The sequence below is a fragment of the Stenotrophomonas rhizophila genome (assembly GCF_000661955.1).
GTDB lineage: Bacteria > Pseudomonadota > Gammaproteobacteria > Xanthomonadales > Xanthomonadaceae > Stenotrophomonas > Stenotrophomonas rhizophila.
This window is the reverse complement of the sequence record NZ_CP007597.1, coordinates 3,409,570-3,427,831: the sequence shown is the minus strand read 5'-3', so window position 1 is coordinate 3,427,831 and position 18,262 is coordinate 3,409,570. Positions and strand designations below refer to the sequence as shown.

17 protein-coding genes are annotated in these 18,262 nt (G+C 68.1%); 4 read left to right on the top strand and 13 right to left on the bottom strand.

Annotation, left to right across the window (positions count from 1 at the left end; all coding sequences use genetic code 11):
- Positions 1-17: 17 nt before the first annotated feature.
- From murU to DX03_RS14760, 4 genes are all read right to left on the bottom strand, one after another.
- The gene (gene murU / locus DX03_RS14775) at positions 18-731 is read right to left on the bottom strand and encodes an N-acetylmuramate alpha-1-phosphate uridylyltransferase MurU (protein ID WP_038689941.1); all 714 of its coding nucleotides are present in this window, start codon (positions 729-731) and stop codon (positions 18-20) included.
- Positions 728-1,753 carry an aminoglycoside phosphotransferase family protein gene (locus DX03_RS14770; protein WP_038689939.1) on the bottom strand — a complete coding sequence of 342 codons (1,026 nt, stop codon included), beginning with the start codon at positions 1,751-1,753 and terminating at the stop codon, positions 728-730. The genes murU and DX03_RS14770 overlap by 4 nt, the downstream gene beginning before the upstream one ends.
- A gap of 59 nt (positions 1,754-1,812) precedes the next feature.
- Positions 1,813-2,088, bottom strand: a complete 276-nt coding sequence (locus DX03_RS14765) for a GlsB/YeaQ/YmgE family stress response membrane protein (protein ID WP_038689937.1) — start codon at positions 2,086-2,088, stop codon at positions 1,813-1,815.
- A gap of 70 nt (positions 2,089-2,158) precedes the next feature.
- Positions 2,159-3,652: a M20 family metallopeptidase gene (locus DX03_RS14760; protein ID WP_038689935.1), complete on the bottom strand. Its 1,494-nt coding sequence runs from the start codon at positions 3,650-3,652 to the stop codon at positions 2,159-2,161.
- Between the two features lie 199 nt (positions 3,653-3,851).
- Here DX03_RS14760 and DX03_RS14755 point away from each other — a divergent pair, with 199 nt between their 5' ends.
- From DX03_RS14755 to DX03_RS14740, 4 genes are all read left to right on the top strand, one after another.
- Complete coding sequence (locus DX03_RS14755) at positions 3,852-4,181, top strand: ComEA family DNA-binding protein (protein WP_038692446.1); 330 nt, start codon at positions 3,852-3,854, stop codon at positions 4,179-4,181.
- A 436-nt stretch (positions 4,182-4,617) separates the two neighbouring features.
- Positions 4,618-5,685, top strand: a complete 1,068-nt coding sequence (locus DX03_RS14750) for a L,D-transpeptidase (RefSeq protein ID WP_038689933.1) — start codon at positions 4,618-4,620, stop codon at positions 5,683-5,685.
- 26 nt (positions 5,686-5,711) lie between these two features.
- Entirely contained in the window at positions 5,712-6,425 is a 714-nt protein-coding gene (locus DX03_RS14745) for a murein L,D-transpeptidase catalytic domain family protein (protein ID WP_038689931.1), read from the top strand.
- 14 nt (positions 6,426-6,439) lie between these two features.
- Complete coding sequence (locus tag DX03_RS14740) at positions 6,440-7,039, top strand: HutD/Ves family protein (protein WP_038689929.1); 600 nt, start codon at positions 6,440-6,442, stop codon at positions 7,037-7,039.
- 739 nt (positions 7,040-7,778) lie between these two features.
- On the opposite strand, the gene DX03_RS14735 is transcribed toward DX03_RS14740, so the two are convergent.
- The 9 genes from DX03_RS14735 to DX03_RS14695 form a co-directional block, all read right to left on the bottom strand.
- Positions 7,779-9,386 carry a sulfite reductase subunit alpha gene (locus DX03_RS14735; protein ID WP_038689928.1) on the bottom strand — a complete coding sequence of 536 codons (1,608 nt, stop codon included), beginning with the start codon at positions 9,384-9,386 and terminating at the stop codon, positions 7,779-7,781.
- On the bottom strand, positions 9,383-10,363 hold the full coding sequence (locus tag DX03_RS14730; RefSeq protein WP_038689926.1) for an FAD:protein FMN transferase: 981 nt from the start codon (positions 10,361-10,363) through the stop codon (positions 9,383-9,385). Before DX03_RS14730 ends, DX03_RS14735 begins: the two co-directional genes overlap by 4 nt.
- A 112-nt stretch (positions 10,364-10,475) precedes the next feature.
- Positions 10,476-11,282 carry a DUF4198 domain-containing protein gene (locus DX03_RS14725; protein WP_038692444.1) on the bottom strand — a complete coding sequence of 269 codons (807 nt, stop codon included), beginning with the start codon at positions 11,280-11,282 and terminating at the stop codon, positions 10,476-10,478.
- Between the two features lie 124 nt (positions 11,283-11,406).
- Positions 11,407-11,925 (bottom strand): DUF2271 domain-containing protein, encoded by a 519-nt coding sequence (locus DX03_RS14720; protein WP_038689924.1) that lies wholly within the window; start codon positions 11,923-11,925, stop codon positions 11,407-11,409.
- Between the two features lie 21 nt (positions 11,926-11,946).
- Positions 11,947-12,582 carry a PepSY-associated TM helix domain-containing protein gene (locus DX03_RS14715; protein ID WP_102100640.1) on the bottom strand — a complete coding sequence of 212 codons (636 nt, stop codon included), beginning with the start codon at positions 12,580-12,582 and terminating at the stop codon, positions 11,947-11,949.
- 269 nt (positions 12,583-12,851) lie between these two features.
- The gene (locus tag DX03_RS14710) at positions 12,852-13,766 is read right to left on the bottom strand and encodes an IS110 family RNA-guided transposase (protein WP_038685553.1); all 915 of its coding nucleotides are present in this window, start codon (positions 13,764-13,766) and stop codon (positions 12,852-12,854) included.
- 608 nt (positions 13,767-14,374) lie between these two features.
- A complete protein-coding gene (locus DX03_RS14705) occupies positions 14,375-16,807 on the bottom strand; it encodes a TonB-dependent receptor domain-containing protein (protein ID WP_038689920.1) in 2,433 nt (810 codons plus the stop codon).
- A gap of 151 nt (positions 16,808-16,958) precedes the next feature.
- Positions 16,959-17,390 (bottom strand): hypothetical protein, encoded by a 432-nt coding sequence (locus DX03_RS14700; protein ID WP_244880131.1) that lies wholly within the window; start codon positions 17,388-17,390, stop codon positions 16,959-16,961.
- A 141-nt stretch (positions 17,391-17,531) separates the two neighbouring features.
- Positions 17,532-18,218, bottom strand: a complete 687-nt coding sequence (locus DX03_RS14695; protein WP_038689916.1) for a Fe2+-dependent dioxygenase — start codon at positions 18,216-18,218, stop codon at positions 17,532-17,534.
- Between the last annotated feature and the right edge of the window lie 44 nt (positions 18,219-18,262).

The following is an 18,262-nucleotide window of genomic DNA, read 5'->3' as shown; positions in this document are numbered from 1 at the left end:
TTCGTGCCTGCGGTGTTTTACCCGTGCCGGGACTGCAACTGGGCGTCCAGCTGCGCCAGACGCTCCGGCGTGCCCACGTCGGTCCAGCGCCCGCGGTGATGCTGCCCGCCCACGCGGCCCTGGCCCATGGCATGCCGCAGCAGCGGGGCCAGGCCGAACTGCGGCGGTTGGGCCGCCGCGCCTGCGGTGGCGCCGATCACCGCGCGCCAGCGGTCAAGGATGGCCGGGCGGTACACGCCGATGCCGGCATAGGTCAGGCGTGCGGCGTCGCCATCTTCATCAATGCGGCCATCGGGATGCAGGATGAAATCGCCGCGCGGATGCTGGACCGGATTGTCGACCAGCACCAGGTGCGCATCGCCCGCCGGTGCCTCCGGCAGCGTGCCGAAATCCAGGTCGGTCCAGACATCGCCGTTGACCACCAGGAACGGCGCATCGCCGAGCAGCGGTAAGGCGTTGAGGATGCCGCCGCCGGTTTCCAGTGGTACCGGGCCTTCGTCGATGAGGTGCAGGCGCAGGCCCCAGCGCGCGCCGTCGCCCAAGGCGGGGGCGAACTGGTCCCCCAGCCACGAGGTGTTGACCACCACCTCACGGACGCCCGCAGCGGCCAGCTTTTCCAGGTGCCAGGCGATCAACGGCTTGCCGCCGGCCCGCAGCAGCGGCTTGGGCGTGTGCAGGGTCAGCGGGCGCATGCGCTCGCCTTTGCCCGCCGAGAAAATCAGTGCCTTCATGGGCGCGCCAGCACCGGGCTGGCCAGCTGCGCCAACGCCGGTTTGATGCGCCGCTGCAGCAGGTCGTCCAGCGCGGCCAGTTCGGGATGGCGCGGCAGCACTTCGTCCAGGTAGGCGATGAAGCGCGGCGCGTCGTCGAAATAGTGGCCCTTGCCGTCGCGGTCGCGCAGGCGCACGAACAGGCCCAGGATCTTCAGATGGCGCTGCACGCCCATCCAGTCGGCGTCGCGCAGGAAGTGCGGCCACGGCCGCACCGGCAGGCCCGCGGCCAGCGCCTGGGCGTGGTAGCGCGCCAGCCACGCATCCACCTTGGCCAGCGGCCAGCTCAGGAACGCATCCTTGAACAGGCTCACCGGGTCGTAGGCGATCGGCCCGCGGACCAGGTCCTGGAAGTCCAGCACGGCCGGGCCGCCGTCGACCGGCATCAGGTTGCGCGGCATGAAGTCGCGGTGGGTGAGCACCTGCGGCTGGTTCAGCGCGTTGTCCATCAGCCGCCGGTGCACCAGTTGCAGCTGCTCCAGCTCGCCGCAGTCCAGCTGCAGGCCCAGGTGGCGCTGCAGGAACCATTCGTCAAACAGCCCGGCGTCGCGCTGCAGCAGCGCCTCACCGAAGCTGCCCATGCCCTCGGGCACGGGAATCTGTTGCAGGCGGATCAGCTGCGCGAACGCGGCATCGAACCACGCATCGGCATTGCGGTCGTCGATGTGCCGGGCCAGCGTGGGCCCGCCCAGGTCTTCCAGCAGCAGGAAGCCCTGCTCGACATCGCGCTCGAGCACCTGCGGCACGCGCACGCCGTTGGGTTCCAGCAGGTCGTGCATGCGCAGCCACGGGCGCACGTCCTCCAGCCCGGGCGGGGAGTCCATCACGATGTGGCTGCCGCGCGTGCTGGTGGCACGCCAGTAGCTGCGGAACCCGGCGTCGACCGAGGCGCGGTCGAGCGCCAGCTGCGGGTCGTTCAGCGCGGTGCTGGCCCACTGGCGGCGCAGTTCGGCGCGCAGGGGATCGGAAGCAGGATCGTTCATGGACAGGTACGTCGAAGCGGCACCGGGGGGCGCCAGGGGAATGGGAAACGTGCGGGGGCTCAGCGCTTGTCGCCGCCGCTGACCAGCCGCAGCACGGCGAGCACGGCCACCGCACCGAGGACCGCGCCGAGGAAGCCGGCCGGCTCACCGGCGGCATACCAGCCCATGTACTGGCCGAACCAGCCGGCCAGCAGTGCGCCGACGATGCCCAGCACGATGGTCAGCAGGCAGCCCATGCGGTTGTTGCCGGGCATGAAGAAGCGCCCGAGCAGGCCGACCACGAAGCCGACCAGGATGATGTAGAGCCAGCTGGTGCTGCCAAACAGTCCGTTCATGCCATCTGCGCCGTCGAAGGATGGACGCAGCCTAGCAAGGCCAGGCTGCGTCCGTCACGGCATCACGCAATCAGCAGCAGCCGTGGCCGCCGTGGCGGGTGCCGCTGTCGGCGGCAACCGGCGAACCGCTGGTCTCGCCGCGCAGGCTGGCCGCGTAGTGCTCGCTGATGACCTTGGACACGCACGCGGTGACCTTCTTGCCCATCGGAATGTGCAGGAACTCGTTCGGGCCATGCGCGTTGGAATGCGGGCCCAGCACGCCGGTGATCATGAACTGCGCGCCGGGGAACTTCTCACCCAGCATGCCCATGAACGGGATCGAGCCGCCTTCGCCCATGTACATCGCCGGCTTGCCGAAGAAGGTCTGGCTGGCATCGTCGATGGCCTGGGTCAGCCACGGCGCCATGGCCGGGGCGTTCCAGCCGCTGGAGGCCTTTTCCAGGTCCAGCTTCACTTCCGCGCCGTTCGGCGGGTCGCGCAGCAGCGCTTCCTTGAGCAGCTCGCCGCAGGCCTTGCCGTCGGCGGTGGGCGGCAGGCGCAGCGACAGCTTCACCGCGGTATGCGGGCGCAGCACGTTGCCGGCCGACGCCAGCGGCGGCATGCCGTCCACGCCGGTCACCGACAACGCCGGGCGCCAGGTGCGGTTGAGCACCAGCTCGGTGAGGTCTTCGTTCATCGGCTTCAGGCCGTCGACCATCGGGAATTTCTCGAAGATCGCGGTGTCCACCACATCGGCGGCGCGCTTGGCCTGTTCCAGGCGCTCGGCCGGGATCTCGACATTCATGCCGTCGATCAGGATGCGGCCGGTGTTCTCGTCCTCGATGCGCGACAGCAGCTGGCGCAGCAGACGGAAGCTGGACGGGATCACGCCGGAGGCATCTCCGGAATGCACGCCTTCGTTGAGCACCTTGACCGAGAAGTTGCCGCCGGTCAGGCCGCGCAGCGAGGTGGTGCACCACAGCTGGTCGTAGTTGGCGCAGCCCGAATCCAGGCACACCACCAGCGACGGCTTGCCGATGCGGTCGGCCAGGTGGTCCACGTAGGCCGGCAGGTCGTAGCTGCCCGATTCTTCGCAGGCTTCGATCAGCACCACGCAGCGCGCATGCGGCAGGCCCTGTTCCTGCAGCGCCAGCACGGCAGCCAGCGAACCGAACATGGCGTAACCGTCGTCGGCGCCACCGCGGCCGTACAGCTTGTCGCCGCGCAGCACCGGAATCCACGGGCCCAGGTCGTCGTCCCAGCCGGTCATTTCCGGCTGCTTGTCCAGGTGGCCGTACAGCAGGATGGTGTCGTCGCCGGTCTCGGCGCCGGAGGCGGGGATTTCCAGCAGCAGCAGCGGCGTGCGGCCTTCCAGGCGCACCACCTCCACCGTCAGGCCCGGCAGATTCTGGGCACGGGCCCAGGTTTCCATCAGGGTAACGGCCTGCTCCATGTACCCATTGGCCACCCAATCTGCGTCGAACATCGGCGATTTATTGGGAATACGGATGTAATCGACCAATTGCGGGACGATTTCGCTGTCCCACTTCTCACTGACGAATTGGCCGAGTTTGGTGCTGTCCATCTGACACTCCGGATGCATTGGCAAGTCCTCACATTCTACGCCCGGAGTAGGGGTAGGGATTTCCCTACACAACGTCAGGTATTTGGCTGGCTGTGTGAAGCTGCTGTGGACGATAGGCTGTGTGTATGTGGCGAGGCACGCTGGAGCTTCCGACGGGATAGCCGGCAGGCACCGGTTCCGAGCCACAAGGAGTAGCAAGGTGGGGCCTTGGTTTTCGTGTAAGGCGCTGGTGCTGGGACTGTTGCTGATGGGGGCTGCGCAAGCATCCGACCGGATCGACATCAATACAGCAGATGCGTCGACGCTGCAGCAGGGATTGGCGAACGTGGGGCCACACAAGGCCGAGGCGATCGTCGCGTACCGGCGACAACACGGCCACTTCCTTCGCGTCGAGGATTTGACGCGGGTGAAGGGGATAGGGACAGCAACGGTCGAACGGAATCGACAACGGATGACGACGGGGATCATGAAGAGTCCCGCCGCGGAACCGCCCAGGAGGGCGTTGCCGGCATCCGTACCGAGGCGCTGACCAGACAGGACAGGTCGGGGACGGGCAGGGAGCCTGTCACTGGTTGCCGCGCAGGACGCGCGGTGACACCGACATACGCAGGGACGCGGTGCGCAGGGATGCGGGCGCGGAAGGAATGGCGCGGATCCACCAGGACGGTGGCATCCAGACCCGGGAAGGGCTGTGATGGCGGAACAGGATACGGCCGAGTGCAGGGAGCATGGCCGGCACCCATACTGGGCAGGATGCACAGGGGGAAGGCGGGATGCCGACAAGGATGTGACGATTGCCCGGTACTGCGCAGGGATGCGTGGCCGGGCAATTTCTTTTTGGACGGCGTGGTGTGCTCGCGCCGCTGGCGCCACACGCTGCGTGGCGGCGGCTCCCGACCCTGCGAACACCTGTTTCATGCAGCGCGTTGGTGTAGCGTCTGCGCATCACTGGATGGAATGACCCCATGGCACCACGCCGCGCGTTGCTTACCCTGGCCCTGGCCACCCTGTTCGCCAGCGGACTCTGCTCGGTTGCGGTCGCTGCACCGCCGGCCGCAGCCGCCGTCGAAAAAGCCACCGCCGCACCGCGCGGGCCCACCGATCTCAAGCCGGGCGAATTTCTCTGGCATCCGGAAATCTCGCCGGCCGGGCCGATCGTGCTGGTGGTCAGCCTGGACGAGCAGCGCGCCTATGTGTACCGCAACGGCATCGCCATCGGCCTGAGCACGATCAGCTCGGGCAAGACCGGGCATGAAACCCCCACCGGTGTGTTCACCATTCTGCAGAAGGACAAGGACCACAAGTCCAACCTCTACAACAGTGCGCCGATGCCCTACATGCAGCGGCTGACCTGGGACGGCATCGCCCTGCACGGCGGCAACCTGCCCGGGCACCCGGCCTCGCACGGCTGCGTGCGCCTGCCGCAGGCGTTCGCGCAGAAGCTGTTCGGTGAAACCAAGCGCGGCGACACCGTGGTGGTGGCCGACGCCAAGAGCGCGCCGATGACGCTGGCCTACCCGGCGGTGCTGGCCCCGGTGAACAGCACCGGCAAGCCGCTGGTGGAAACCACCGATGCGCCGGCGCATTACTGGAACGACGCGGCCGCGACGAGTGGCCAGGTGGGCATCCTGGTCAGCCTGCACGACCAGCGCCTGTACGTGCTGCGTGATGGCGTGCTGATTGGCGAATCGCGGCTGGAGGCCAAGGCGCTGCCGGCGTTCGAGGGCACCACCCTGTTCGTGATGCAGCAGGGCTACTCGGACGTGCCCAGCCCGCTGGACGCGCACCAGCGCCTGCACAAGTGGACCGCCTACCCGTTGCTGGGGCAGAGCGCCGGCAACGCCAGCCCGGACCTGCTGGCTACCCCCAGCCTGCCGATGGCGCTGCCGCCTGAATTTGCCGAGCAGCTGTACAAGGCGCTGGTGCCGGGCACCACGCTGTTGGTGACCAGCCTGCCGGCGGTTCGGCCGGTGGCCGATGAACAGAACCTGCAGCCGGTGTTGGAATCGGACGCGGGTGGGTCCACCTTGTAGGGATTGGCCCTGTTGGTATGTCGTCCATGCGCGTGACCCGGATAACTCGAACTGCCCTGTGTGGGCTGGCGCTGGCCGGGGCGGCCGTGGGCGCATGCGCCGCTGCCGCGCCCGCCCCGTTGCCGCCGGCGCAGCTGGCCGACATGCTGGCGCGCGCGGCGCCGGGCGCCGACCGCAAGGTGCTGCAGCTGGCAGCCAAGGCGATGACCTGCGCACTGAGGCGGCCGGAACTGGGCATCGACCCGACCCGGCTGAGCGTGATCGACTACTCGCGCCCGTCCACCGAGCAGCGCATGTGGGTGTTCGACCTGGCCCGGCAGAAACTGCTGTTCGAGGAATGGGTGGCGCATGGCCGCAACAGCGGCGGCAACCAGACCGAACATTTTTCCAATCGCGATGGCAGCTTCATGTCCAGCCTGGGTGCGTTTACCGCCAAGGAAACCTACATGGGCGGCAATGGGTATTCATTGCGCCTGGAAGGGCTGGAGCCGGGCTTCAACGACAAAGCGCGCGACCGCGCCATCGTCATCCACGGCGCCCCGTACGTGAACCCGACGATGGCCCGGTTGCAGGGTCGGCTGGGCCGCAGCCTCGGCTGCCCGGCGGTACGGCTGACCGTGGCCAAGCCGCTCATCAACAGCCTGCGTGACGGTGCGATGGTGTTCGCGTATTACCCCGACAAGGACTGGCTGGCGCGCTCGCAGCTGCTGGGTCCGGACTGCGGCGGCCGCGCTGGCTGAGGCACAATGCGGGCATGTCGACCGACCCTGTCCTGAGCGCGGCCACGCGCGTGATTCCAAGTTTCGAGTACCGCCGCGAGCGCTGGCGCAATGGGCTGGGCTGGACGCGGGAAATTCTGCGCGTGCCCGACACCGATGATTGGCAGGTGCGCCTGTCGATCGCCGAGATCGAGCAGGATGCGGCGTTCTCGTCGTTCCCCGGCATCGAGCGCGAACTGGTGTTGCTGCGCGGCGAAGGCCTGCGCCTGCGCTTCGCCGACGGGGCCGTGCAGACGCTGCTGCCGCCGCACGACAGGTTGCGCTTTGCCGGCGAAGCGGAGATCCACGGCGAGCTGGTGGACGGGCTCACCCACGACTTCAACCTGATGTGGCGCCGCGACGCACTGGAGGCCGAACTGCTGCACCGTCCGCTGGTGGGCAGCATGTTCTTCTTCACCGAACCGACCACGGCGTGGGCGATCCATTTGTTGGCCGGGCAGGCGCAGTTCGAGGGCGACACCGACCTGCCGCCAATGGACGCCGGCGACACCGCCTGGCTGGCGGCCGGCCCGCGCACGCGATTTGCGTTGCGTGGCGGCGGTGAACTGCTCGCGATTCGACTGAGCCCCCGGTAGGGTCGCATCCCGATCGACTGCCGATAACCTGTGCAGCGTTCGGTGGTGGCATGACCTGTGTCGAAGGCGCCCCCGTTGCGGGTCATGCGTTCGCCGCGTCGATCACCGTCATCGGCAGTCGTTTGGGAACCCACCCTACCGGTGGTCGTGCAAACGGTCATCGGCGGTCGTTTGGAGGCCGGTGGCGGCGTGATCCGCCTTGGTAGGGTCGCATCCCGATCGACTGCCGATAGCCCGTGCAGCGTTCGGTGGTGGCATGACATGTGTCGAAGGCGGCTCCGTTGCGGGTCATGCGTTCGTCGCGGCGATCACCGTTATGGGCCGTCGTTTGGGAACCGACCCTACCGGTGGTTGTGCCAACGGTCATCGGCGGTTGATTGGGAGCCGGCGGTCGCGCGAGAGGTCATCGGCCGTCGCTTGGAAACCGGCGTTGGCGCGAGAGATCATCGGCCGTTTATTGGGGGCGGTAGCGGCGTGATCTGCCCTGGTAGGGTCGCATCCCGATCGACTGCCGATAGCCTGTGCAGCGTTCGGTGGTGGCATGACCTGTGTCGAAGGCGGCCCCGTTGCGGGTCATGCGTTCGCCGCGTCGATCACCGTCATCGGCAGTCGTTTGGGAACCGACCCTACCGGTGTGTGCCAACGGTCATCAGCGTCGATTGGGAAGCGGTGGTGGTGCGAAAGGTCTTCGGCGGTCGTTTGGGCACCAACGTCACCGGCGCGCGGCGCGTCCGTGCACTCAATACACGTCGCGCCGGTAGCGGCCGGCCACGATCAGCGCTTCCTTGCCTTCGCGGCCCAACGCGCGTTCGATCACTGCGTCCACGGCCGGGGCCATGCCCTGCAGGCTGCCGCAGACCAGGATCGTGGCGCCTTCGCGCGACCACTCCCACAGTCGGTCGATGTGCGCCTGCAGGCGATCCTGCACGTAGCGGTGCTCGCCGCCGTCGCGGCTGAACACCGTATCCAGGTGTTCGATCCAGCCGGCCTGCTGCCAGGCGGTCAGTTCGTCGCCAAAGTAGAAATCGTGCGCCTGCGTGCGCTCGCCGAACAGCAGCCAGGTGCGCCGCGCGCCGGCGTCGATGCGGGCACGCAGGTGCGCGCGCAGGCCGGCGATGCCGGTGCCATTGCCGATCAGGATCAGCGGGGCGTCTGGCGCCGGGGCATGGAAATTCGGGTTGCTGCGGAAACGCAGGTCGATGCGGCCGCCCAGCGCGGCGTGGTCGCACAACCAGCCGCTGCCCAGACCGGGCGTGCCGTCCGGACGCAGTTGCCGGCGCAGCAGCAGCTGCACGTGGCCTTCGCCGGGCATGCTGGCGATGGAGTATTCGCGGTGCGGCAAGGGGCGCAATGACGCCACCAATGCCGCCGCATCGTTGTCCGGTGTTTCATCGGCATCGGGCAGATGGGCGCGCGACAAGTGCGTGTGCAGGGTGTCGCCGTCGATCTGCTGCGTGCCGTCCAGCGCGGTGGCGGCCAGCCACGCATCCACCGCGGCGGGCGCATGCCGCGGGCCGATTTCCACCACGTCGCCGGCCTGCCACGCGGGCAGGACGCCGTCGGCGGGCACCAGCGATACGCGCCAGGTGCCGGCACCGGGGCTGCCCGGGTTTTCCAGCGTGCGGCTGCGCAGCTGCCAGTGCAGGTAATCGGCCGGGGTCCAGTCGGGCAGGTCGGTGGCGGTGCCGCCGAGCTGGCCCAGCAGCTGCTGCCAGTGGCGCAGCGCAGCCGGGTCGGCGTTGTCCACTTCCACGGTGTCGAACAACGGGTGCGCGCCGTGCTGGCGCAACCACGCATCCAGCTGGTGGCCGAACGCGCAGAAGTGCCCGTAGCTGCGGTCGCCCAGTGCCAGCACGCCATACTGCAGCTGCGGCAGTGCCAGCGCCTGTGGCATCACCGTGCGCAGGAACGGTAGCGCGTGGTCGGGCGCATCGCCCTCGCCGGTGGTGCTGGCGATGAACAGGACCTGCGTGGCCTGCTGCAGCGTGCTGGCGTCCACCTGGTGCAAGCCGCGCAACCGCACCGGTATGCCCGCCGCGCGCAGGGCCTCGGCGCTGCGTTCGCACAGTTGCTGGGCAAAGCCGGTCTGGCTGGCCCAGACCAGCAGCAGCGGTGCCTGCCCGCCTGCCACCGCGGCATCGTCGCGCGGCCGGCCCCGCCACCAGATCAGGGCGCAGAGCGCGGCATAGCCGAACACGCTGGCGGCGGCGATGCGCCAGTGCGATGCCAGCGGTGCGCCCTGCCACCACGGTTCCTGCAGGTGCAGGCGCAGCAGCAGCCACGCCAGCACCACCAGCAGGGCGATCACCAGCACGTTGCCGACCGTGGCGCGCGACGGACGGCTCATGCGCGCGGCGCCTGTGGTGCATCCAGCAGCTGCGCGAAGGCCGGGCTCATGTGTTCTTCGATGCCGTGCGCGCCGCGGCTGACAAAACGTGCGGCCAGCGCGTGCTCGCGGGCGAAGGCCAGGCCCTGCGTAACGCCCATCACGGTCAGGGCGGTCGCCCAGCCATCGGCGTGCATCGCATCGCGTGCGGCCACGGTGACGGCCGCGGCGGCACGCGTGACCGGCGCGCCGGTGCGCGGGTCCAGGGTGTGGCTGAACTGCGCGCCGTCCTGTTCGAAGTGGTGCCAGCGGTCGCCGGAGGTGGCCACGGCCAGGTCATCCAGTGCGAGCACCCGCGGTGGCAGCGCGCTGCTGGCCTCTTCCTCGGGACCGGCTTCGACCAGTACGCGCCATGGCTGGCCATCGGGCTTGCGGCCGTAGCCGTGCAGTTCACCGCCCACTTCCACCAGCGCGGCGTGCACGCCCTGCTGGCACAGCCAGGCGCTGACCTGGTCCACGCCGAAGCCTTTGGCAATGGCGGACAGATCCAGTTCCACGCCACCGGGTTGCTGCAGGGTCTGGTCGGCCCAGTGCAGGCGCTGCCAGCCGCAGCGGGCGCGGGTGGCGGCCAGCGTGGCGGGGTCGGGAATGCGTTGTGCGTGGGCGTGCGCGCCAAATCCCCACAGCGCGACCAGCGGCCCCACGGTGGGGTCGAAGGCACCCGCGCTGCGGCGGGCGATGTCCACGGCGGCGTCCACCACGCGTGCGAACAGGTCGGGCACGCGCTGTGCGCTGCCGGGCGCGGCACGGTTGAAACGGGCGATGTCACTGTTGGCTTCCCAGGTGCTCATCTGCGCCACGATGGCGTCGAGCTGGGCCTGGATGCCGGCATGCAGCGGGTGCAGGTCACGCGTGCGCGCGACCACCAGCTTTACCTGCCAAGTGGTGCCCATGGTGTGGCCACCGAGGCTGGCGATGTCGAGGGGTACGTCATTCATGGGCTGGGGCAGGGGGGGCGTGCGGCCCGCGCCATCATCGATCCTGGTCAAAGGCCCCCTCCGCCGGGGAGGGGGCGTGCCGCAGGTGCGGCCTGAAGCGGAACTGCGCGGGTTACTGCGGCAGCACTTCGAGGGTAGCCACATAGCTCAGGCGGCGGGTCTTGGCCTGCTTGAGCGAGGTCTTCTTGTCTTCGCTGCCGGTTTCCAGCCAGTACATGCCGGCCTCGGGCCAGGTGACGCTGAACTCGCCCTTCTTGTCGGTGGTGACCTTGATCTCTTCCTGGGCGTTGCGGTAGCGCGTACCGCCGCGGGTGATCTCGAAGGCCAGGCCGGCGCGCGGCTTGCCGTCGACCAGCACGCGGAAGCGGGCGGCTTCGCCGGCGACCAGGTCGTTGGGATGACCCAGCGCGACCATTTCGATGCCCTGCTTGGTCGGCTTCAGCGCGGTGTCGTTGGGGGTGCCGTTGGTGACGAAGGTTTCCACCCGGCCGACCGACTGCGCTACCTGCAGCTTCTTGGCCTTCTTCGGCACTTCGGTGGCGAAGGTGGCGGGGGTACCGCGCCAGCGCTTGGGCTTGCCGTCTTCTTCCCAGCTGGCCGACAGGCCGTTGTTGACGGTGGCCAGGCGGTAGGTGCCCTGCTGGGTGAGCTCGACATCGAACACGCTGCGGAACTTGCCGGTGGCTGCGTTCTGCGGCTGCACGAGGGTGCCGTCCGGAGCGGTGATGATCAGGTTGTCCAGGCGCAGCGGCACGTGGTTGAAGTAGAACAGGTCGTTGGACACGGCCGCATCGACGGTGATCCACGGCTTCTCGCCGGCGACGACGGTCTGCGAGGGCTGCAGCCAGGCTTTGTGGGCCAGGGCGGAGAACGGAAGTGCGGCGGCCAGGGCGGCGGCTAGGACGAGCGAGCGCTTCATCAACAACTCCATGTAAGGGGGCAGGTACGAGGGACATGCCCGGTGAACGGGGAACGGTCCGACCGCCGATGCTACGCGGCGGTGCGGGGGTGTGGTGTGCCCGCCGGCGAAGACGGGCGGAAGGTCACGGTTTGGCGGTGAGGGTGACCAGGCCGAGTTCGGTGGCGCCCTGCGCCTTGCCGTTCTGGGCGGTGGTGACCGGCCAGGTGAAGGGGATTTTGAGCAGTTCGCGGCCACCGACTTCGCGCACGGCTTCGACCACGAGGGTGTAATTGCCGGGGGCCAGGGCCTTCAGCGCGGGCTGCTTGTCGTTGAACGACAGGGCCTGCTTGCCGGCGGGGCGGGTGGGGCCGGTGACGCCGTCGACGGGGACGTCCAGGGTGCGGCCGCTCTTGCGCCACCACTGGCGCAGGTCGGGCAGCCACTTGGTGCCATGGCCTTCGCTGTTGCCGGTCTGCTGGTACCAGACCGAGAGGTTGGCGGCCACTGTCTGGTCGGCGCCTTCCAGCCACACCGCGACGTAGGGGCGGTGATATTCGGCGACGGTGAGCTTGGGCACTTCGAGGTTGATGTCGAGGGTGGCGGCGTAGGCGGGGCTGGTGGCGAGCAGGCCGCTCAGGGCGATGGTCAGGGTGACGCGCATGGTGCGGCTCCGTGGGGGCGATCAGTGGATGAGGATGAGGGCGATGAGCAGGGGGATCATCAGGCCGAGGCCGACCAGGGGCCAGGTCATGCGCCGCTGGCGGGCATGCAGGTGGAGCAGGAACAGGCCGGTGATGCAGAACACCAGGCAGGCGGCGGCGAACACGTCGAGGAACCAGCCCCAGGCGGGTCCGGCGTTGCGGCCTTTGTGGAGGTCGTTGAAGTAGGAGACCCAGCCGCGGGTGGTGGCTTCGTATTCGACGGCGCCGCTGTCGCGGTCGATGCTGAGCCAGGCGTCACCGCCGGGGCTGGGCATGGAGAGGTAGATTTCGCCGTCGGACCATTCGGCGGGGCGGCGGCCGATGGCGATATGCAGTTGGGCATCGAGCCAGCGGGCGGTGGCACGGGGCAGGGGCGCGTTGCCGTCGGCGCGGTCGCCGAGCGTGGCGAGCAGGTCGGCGGGCAGGTCCAGCTGGCGGTTGACGACCTGCGGGGTGGCTTCGATCCTGGCGGCGTGGTTGAGGGTGATGCCGGTGGCGGCAAACAGGAGCATGCCGATGAGGCAGACGGCCGAGCTGATCCAGTGCCACTGGTGCAGGGTGCGCAGCCAGAAGCCGCGACTTTGTTGCTGCTGCACGCTGGAGGTTGGAGTGGGCACTGGGGGTGGACTTTGATCGAATGGCGAATTACACCATTGATGAGAATGGTTCGCAATTTGTGGGTGGTTTTGGCCAAAGCTCAAAGCTTTCAAGCAAAGCGGCACTGTGGTCTGCCGGGGCGTGACGGCGGGTATGGGTTCACGGGACACGCCGCAAGTACGTCCTTGTAGCAACTGTGTTGCTGGAGGAGGCTTCGGCCCCTCCAGCAGACGGGCACGGTAGTGCCGGCCGCTGGCCGGCAGCCGTTGGAGATGTGCCCGGGCGCGCTTCAGGCGGGGATCGGTCCGCTTTGAGCGTCGCGCACGCGGGCGTTGAGGATCACCAGCATCTTTCGCATTACCGCCACGATGGCTACTTTGGCCTCCTTGCCGCGGGCCCGTAGCGACCGGTAAAAGTCCCGTATGCGCGGTTCGTGCTGCAGGGCTGACATGCCGGCCATGTAAAGCACCTGACGGATCTCGGCTCGACCGCCGTGGATGCTTCGTTTTCCACGCATCGTCCCGCTGTCGTGGGACATCGGCGCCACGCCCACCAGGCTGGCGATGGCCTTTCCACTGATATGGCCCAGCTCAGGCAGGTAGCTGGCCAGCACCGCCTGTACCACCGGCCCGACGCCCTTCATCGACTTCAGAACCGTGAGCTGGGGCTGTTGAGCGAGCTGCTCGGCAATCTGCTTTCCCAGGCGTTTGACCAGTGTCTTCAGGTGGGTGATGTTGGCCTGCAAAAGCCGGCGCAGTTCACGATCACCCACCATTTCCTGCTGCTGTCGCGCGACGGCCAAGGCCTGGATCATCTGTCGACGTGCCCGCACAAACTCCCGCAGTTTCTGCTGCCAAGCCTCCAACGGCTGATAGGCCGGCAGCTTCACCAGCGTGGCCATCTGTGCCAATGCATAGGCATCCAAGCGGTCGGTCTTGGCCCTCTGGCCCAGCCCCTGAGCAAGCTTCCGCGCCCGCAAGGCATTGGCCCGAACCACCGGATGACCGGCCTTGTGCAGAAAATCCAGCACAGGCTGTTCGTAGCCACCGGTGGCCTCCAGCACGATCTGGTTACTCGGGCGCTGCCTCAGCCAGAGGTCCAATTCAGCGAAACCGGAGGGGTCATTGCTGACCTGCAGGGTTTGGCCGTCGGAGGTTCCAACATCCAGCCGGCGCTTGCTTACATCAATCCCGATCCCGTTCATCGCCCGACTCCGTATAGTCTGGAAGGGTCGAGAGCTCCCCCGCTTGCCCAGTCTTATCGCTTCGAGTGACAGCTCCAGCAACTGTTCGGGCGGATCAAGGGAGATTCCGGCGTGGGCGCCAAGCTACACGGCGATCGTCGAGATCCAGGCTCACACGGCGGCCCACGCCGGCTCTCGACACCTAAACTGCCAGATTCCGATCAGATAAGGCTCCGCCACCGCATCCATGCGGTGGAGGGTCCCGTGAACCCATACCCGCCGTCGCGTGGACACAGGGTCGGCGCGCATGGGAAGAGCGGACTGTTGGCCGTTTTTTGGAGAGGGGTGCCGAGCATGGCTCGGCAAAAACCAAGCCGCGATCCGGTAGAGCCGAGCGTTGCTCGGCTGCTGTTGCTCTGGATCTTGCTCTTGCTCTTGCTCTTGCTCCCCGCCCTTGACTGCGCCGGGGCCCCCGACCACCTGTCTGGGGTCGGTGGGGGTGGGGTTATGGGGCCGTAGAGCGCCATGGATGGCGCGAACGAGCTTACACGGACGTACTTGCAGCGTGCCCCATAACCCCACCCCCACCGACCCAGCCAAACACCCCGAAAGCCCCGACGCAGTTAGCCTCAGAACTTCGCGTTCAACGACATCCAGTAGCTGCGGCGCTGGTCCTTGGTTGCGTAGTCGTCCACGCAGTTGTATTCGCTGTCGCTGATCAACACGCACGACTGCGACACGAAGTCCTTGTCGAACAGGTTGTTGACCCGTGCATTGAGCGTCAGCCAGCGGTTGATGTTCCAGCTGCCGCCCAGGTGGAAGATCGTGTAGTCCTCGTAGTAGCGCACCTGCGACGTGCTCACCCCGCCCACGTTGCCCACCAGCGTGTCGCGGTAGCGGTCGTAGCGGCCTTCGCCGATCAGCGACAGACTGACCGCATCGTTGAGCTGCCAGTTCAGGCTGGCATTGGCCATGTGCCGGGCCGGCGTGGTCGTGCCACCCACCGGCTTGCCCTTGTCCACGCCGCTGGTCTGCTCGGACGTGGTGTAGGTGTAGTTGCCGCGCAGCTGCAGGCTGTCCAGCAGGTCCACGTATGCCGCCGCCTCGACACCACGCGTTTCGGCCTTGTCGATGTTCACGCTCTGGCTGAAGGTGCTGTAGCCCAGCGCCGCCCAGCCCGGGCCCACGTCCACGCAGTAGCCGCTGCCGGCCGGGGCCACTTCGCAGTTCGGGAACGTGCCGCCGCTGGCGATCTTGTCGTCGAACTTGTTGAGGAACCCGGTGACGTTGAAGCCCCAGTTGCTGCCTTCGTAGTACGCCGCCACCTCATAGTTGGTGCTCGTTTCCGGCTGCAGGTTCGGCGAACCCACCAGCGGCAGCACGCCCTGGCCGCCGAACCCGGTCACGCCCGGGAACAGCTGGTCCGGGCGCGGGGTCTTGTAGCCGGTGCTCACCCCGCCCTTGATCGTCCACGCGTCGCTCGCGTTCCACACCAGATACCCGCGCGGGCTGACGTGGCTGCCGAAGATGTTGTGGTCGTCGTAGCGCACGCCCACCGTGGCGGTCAGCGTGTCGGTCAGCGACCAGTTGTCCTCGGCGAACACCGACCACATCCGGTGCTGCTGCTTGACGTTGTCACGGTAGCCGGCGCCGTCCATGCCGAACACGCCGTCCACCATGTCGGTGTCGTTGTACTGGCCACCCACGGTCAGCTTGTGCGCGCCGAAGGTCATGTCGAGCATCGTGTCCAGCACGTAGCCTTCCAGCTCCATCGTGCGCAGCGGGCGCGGCAGGAAGGCCTGCAGGCGGGCCTGCTCGCTGGCGTTCAGGGCGGTCAGCGCATTGCCACGGCCTGCGGCGCAGTTGGCCGCCGCGCCGGTGCGTGCGCACACATCGTTCCACAGCGTCTGCAGGTCCGCGCGCTCGTCCAAGGTCAGCGGCAGCGAACGGCCCAGGTTGTTGCTGGTGGTGTGCGTCAGCGTGGTCTGCCAGGTACCGAAGCTGTAGCGGCCCTGGTGGCTCAGCGCCAGCTGGTCGCGCTCATAGCGCTGGTAGGCGGTGTAGCCCACGCGCGGCTGCACCACGCGGCGGGTGACCGTGCCGCTGCCGTTCGGATTGGGAATGGTCGCGTTGCCCACGCGCCACAGGCTGGCGGCGCTGTCCAGGGTGCCGGTCTGCCCTTCGCTGTTGTCGTACTTCTGGCGCGAGACGTCGTAGTCCAGGCTCAGGTCGTGGTCGTCGTTGATCGTCCAGTTCAAGCGCAGGCCGGTATTCCAGTTGGTGTTGGCCACCGCCTTGCCGCCACCGCCGAAGCCGATGCTGCGCTCCCACAGCGTGCCGTCCGGCAGCGGCAGGTCATCCCACTCCGGGTTGGACGCCTTGGCGTCGTAGTAGCTGCCGCGCACCGCCAGGGCCAGGCGGTCCTTGAGCAACGGGCCGGTCAGGTACACATCGGTAGTGCGCGCATCGCCGAACTGGTCGTCCTGCTGCACGGTGAAGCCCTGGGTGACCGAGCCGTGCCAGCTGTCCTGGTTGCGCCGGGTGATGATGTTGATCACCCCGCCCATCGCGTCCGAGCCATACAGGGTGGACATCGGGCCACGCACCACTTCGATGCGCTCGATGGCATCCAGCGGCGGCAGGTAGGCAAACTGGCCGCCGCCGAAGTTGTTCGGGTACAGCTGGCCCACGTTGCTCTGGCGGCGGCCGTCGATCAGCACCAGGGTGTATTCGGACGGCATGCCACGCATGGAAATGGTGGCGCGGCCGTTCTTGTCGGTGGTTTCCATGCCCACGTCGATGCCTTCCACGTCGCGCAGCGCATCCACCAGGCTGGTGTACGGGCGCTTGCTCAGTTCTTCGCGGCTGACCACGCTGATGCTGGCCGGGGCGTCGGTGATCTTCTGCTCGAAGCCGGCGGCGGTGACCACCACCTTGTCCAGGGTGGTCGGCGAGCTGGCAGCGGCACCGTTGGCGAAGGCCGGGGCACTGAGCGCGCCGAGCAGGGCGATGCTCAGCGAACAACGGGAAAGGGACGTATGACGACGCTGGCGCTGGGCCATGGCAATAACCTCGAAGGAAAGCAGACGGACGCGCGCGGGCGCGGCCAGCAGGCCACGCCACGCACCACAGATCAGGAAGGGGCCCGCAGGGCGGGCAGACAGGCGGTGATCGGCATCGACGGCGCGTTGGCGCCGCAGGCGATGCGCGGGATCAGCCCTGCGGTGGCGCCTGGCCGCGCTGTACGCGCAGCCCCGGCGCCGACGGCAACGGCGTGGCCGGTGCCGAATCAACAGACGGCGATACCTGCGGCGGCAACACGATCATCGTGGCCATCAGCGCGCCCAGTGCATCCACCGGTTCGGGCAATGGCGGCAGCGGCGTGCTTGACGCCCGCGCGCTGGCCACTCGGCGCAGCTTGGCCGGTGCGTCTTCCTGAGCGGCGGTTTCTCCGCCGCCGGCGGGGCGTTCTTCCACCGGCATCTGCAGCACGATGTCGCTGCTGCCCGGTACGGCGTGCTCCAGCACCGGCAGGCCGGTGAGCAGCATCGCCACCAGGGCCAGCCAGGCCAGCACGCTCGCCAACGCCGGACGCTGCCCGCGCATGGCGGGGGCGAAGCTGCGGTGGCGGTGCGGGTGGCGCAAGTGGGGGGTGTCCGGTCTACGGCGGCCCGGAGTTTCGGGACGCAACGCGCCGGGATTGTAGTGAGATACGTTCCCGGGTGCAAATGGGAATGATTTGCGATTGAGGATGATGCACCTGCCGCAGGACAGGCCCCGGTACGATCAGACCTCGCTCCAGCGGCGCAGCAGGTTGTGATACACGCCGGTGAGCTGCAGTACGGCGGCCGCGTCGGCACCGCCGGTGCGCAGCGTCTCGATGGCGCTGTCCATCTCCAGCAGCATGCGCCGCGCGCTGTCATCGCGGACCATGCTCTGTACCCAGAAGAACGAGGCAAGCCGGGCACCGCGTGTCACCGCGTTGACCCGGTGCAGGCTGCTGGACGGGTAGACCACCAGATCGCCGGCAGGCAGTTTCACCTCGTGCTCGCCATAGGTGTCGCTGACCACCAGTTCGCCGCCGTCATAGGCCTCCGGCGGGCTCAGGAACAAGGTGCAGGACACATCCGAGCGCAGGTGGGCACGCTGCTCGCCGTGGCCGGTGATCATCACCGCCCCGTCGACATGCAGGCCGTATTCGCCGCCGCCCTGGTAGCGGTTGAAGCGCGGGGGCAGGATCCGCAGCGGCAGCGCGGCGGCAAAGAACAGCGGATGCCGCTCCAGCGCCGCCAGCACCACCTGCCCCAGTTCGGCCTTCAGGGGCGAGGCGTCGGGCAGTTGCTGGTTGCGTTTGACCTGCGCGCCCTGTGCCCCCACCGTTTCGCGGCCATCGGCCCAGTCCGCCGCCGCAAGCGCGCGCTGCAGATGGGCCAGTTCATCGGCGGAAAGTACGTTGGGAACATGCAGCAGCATGGCGGGATCCTCTACGCGGCGCGGGGAACCTCCCCGCGCCGCCC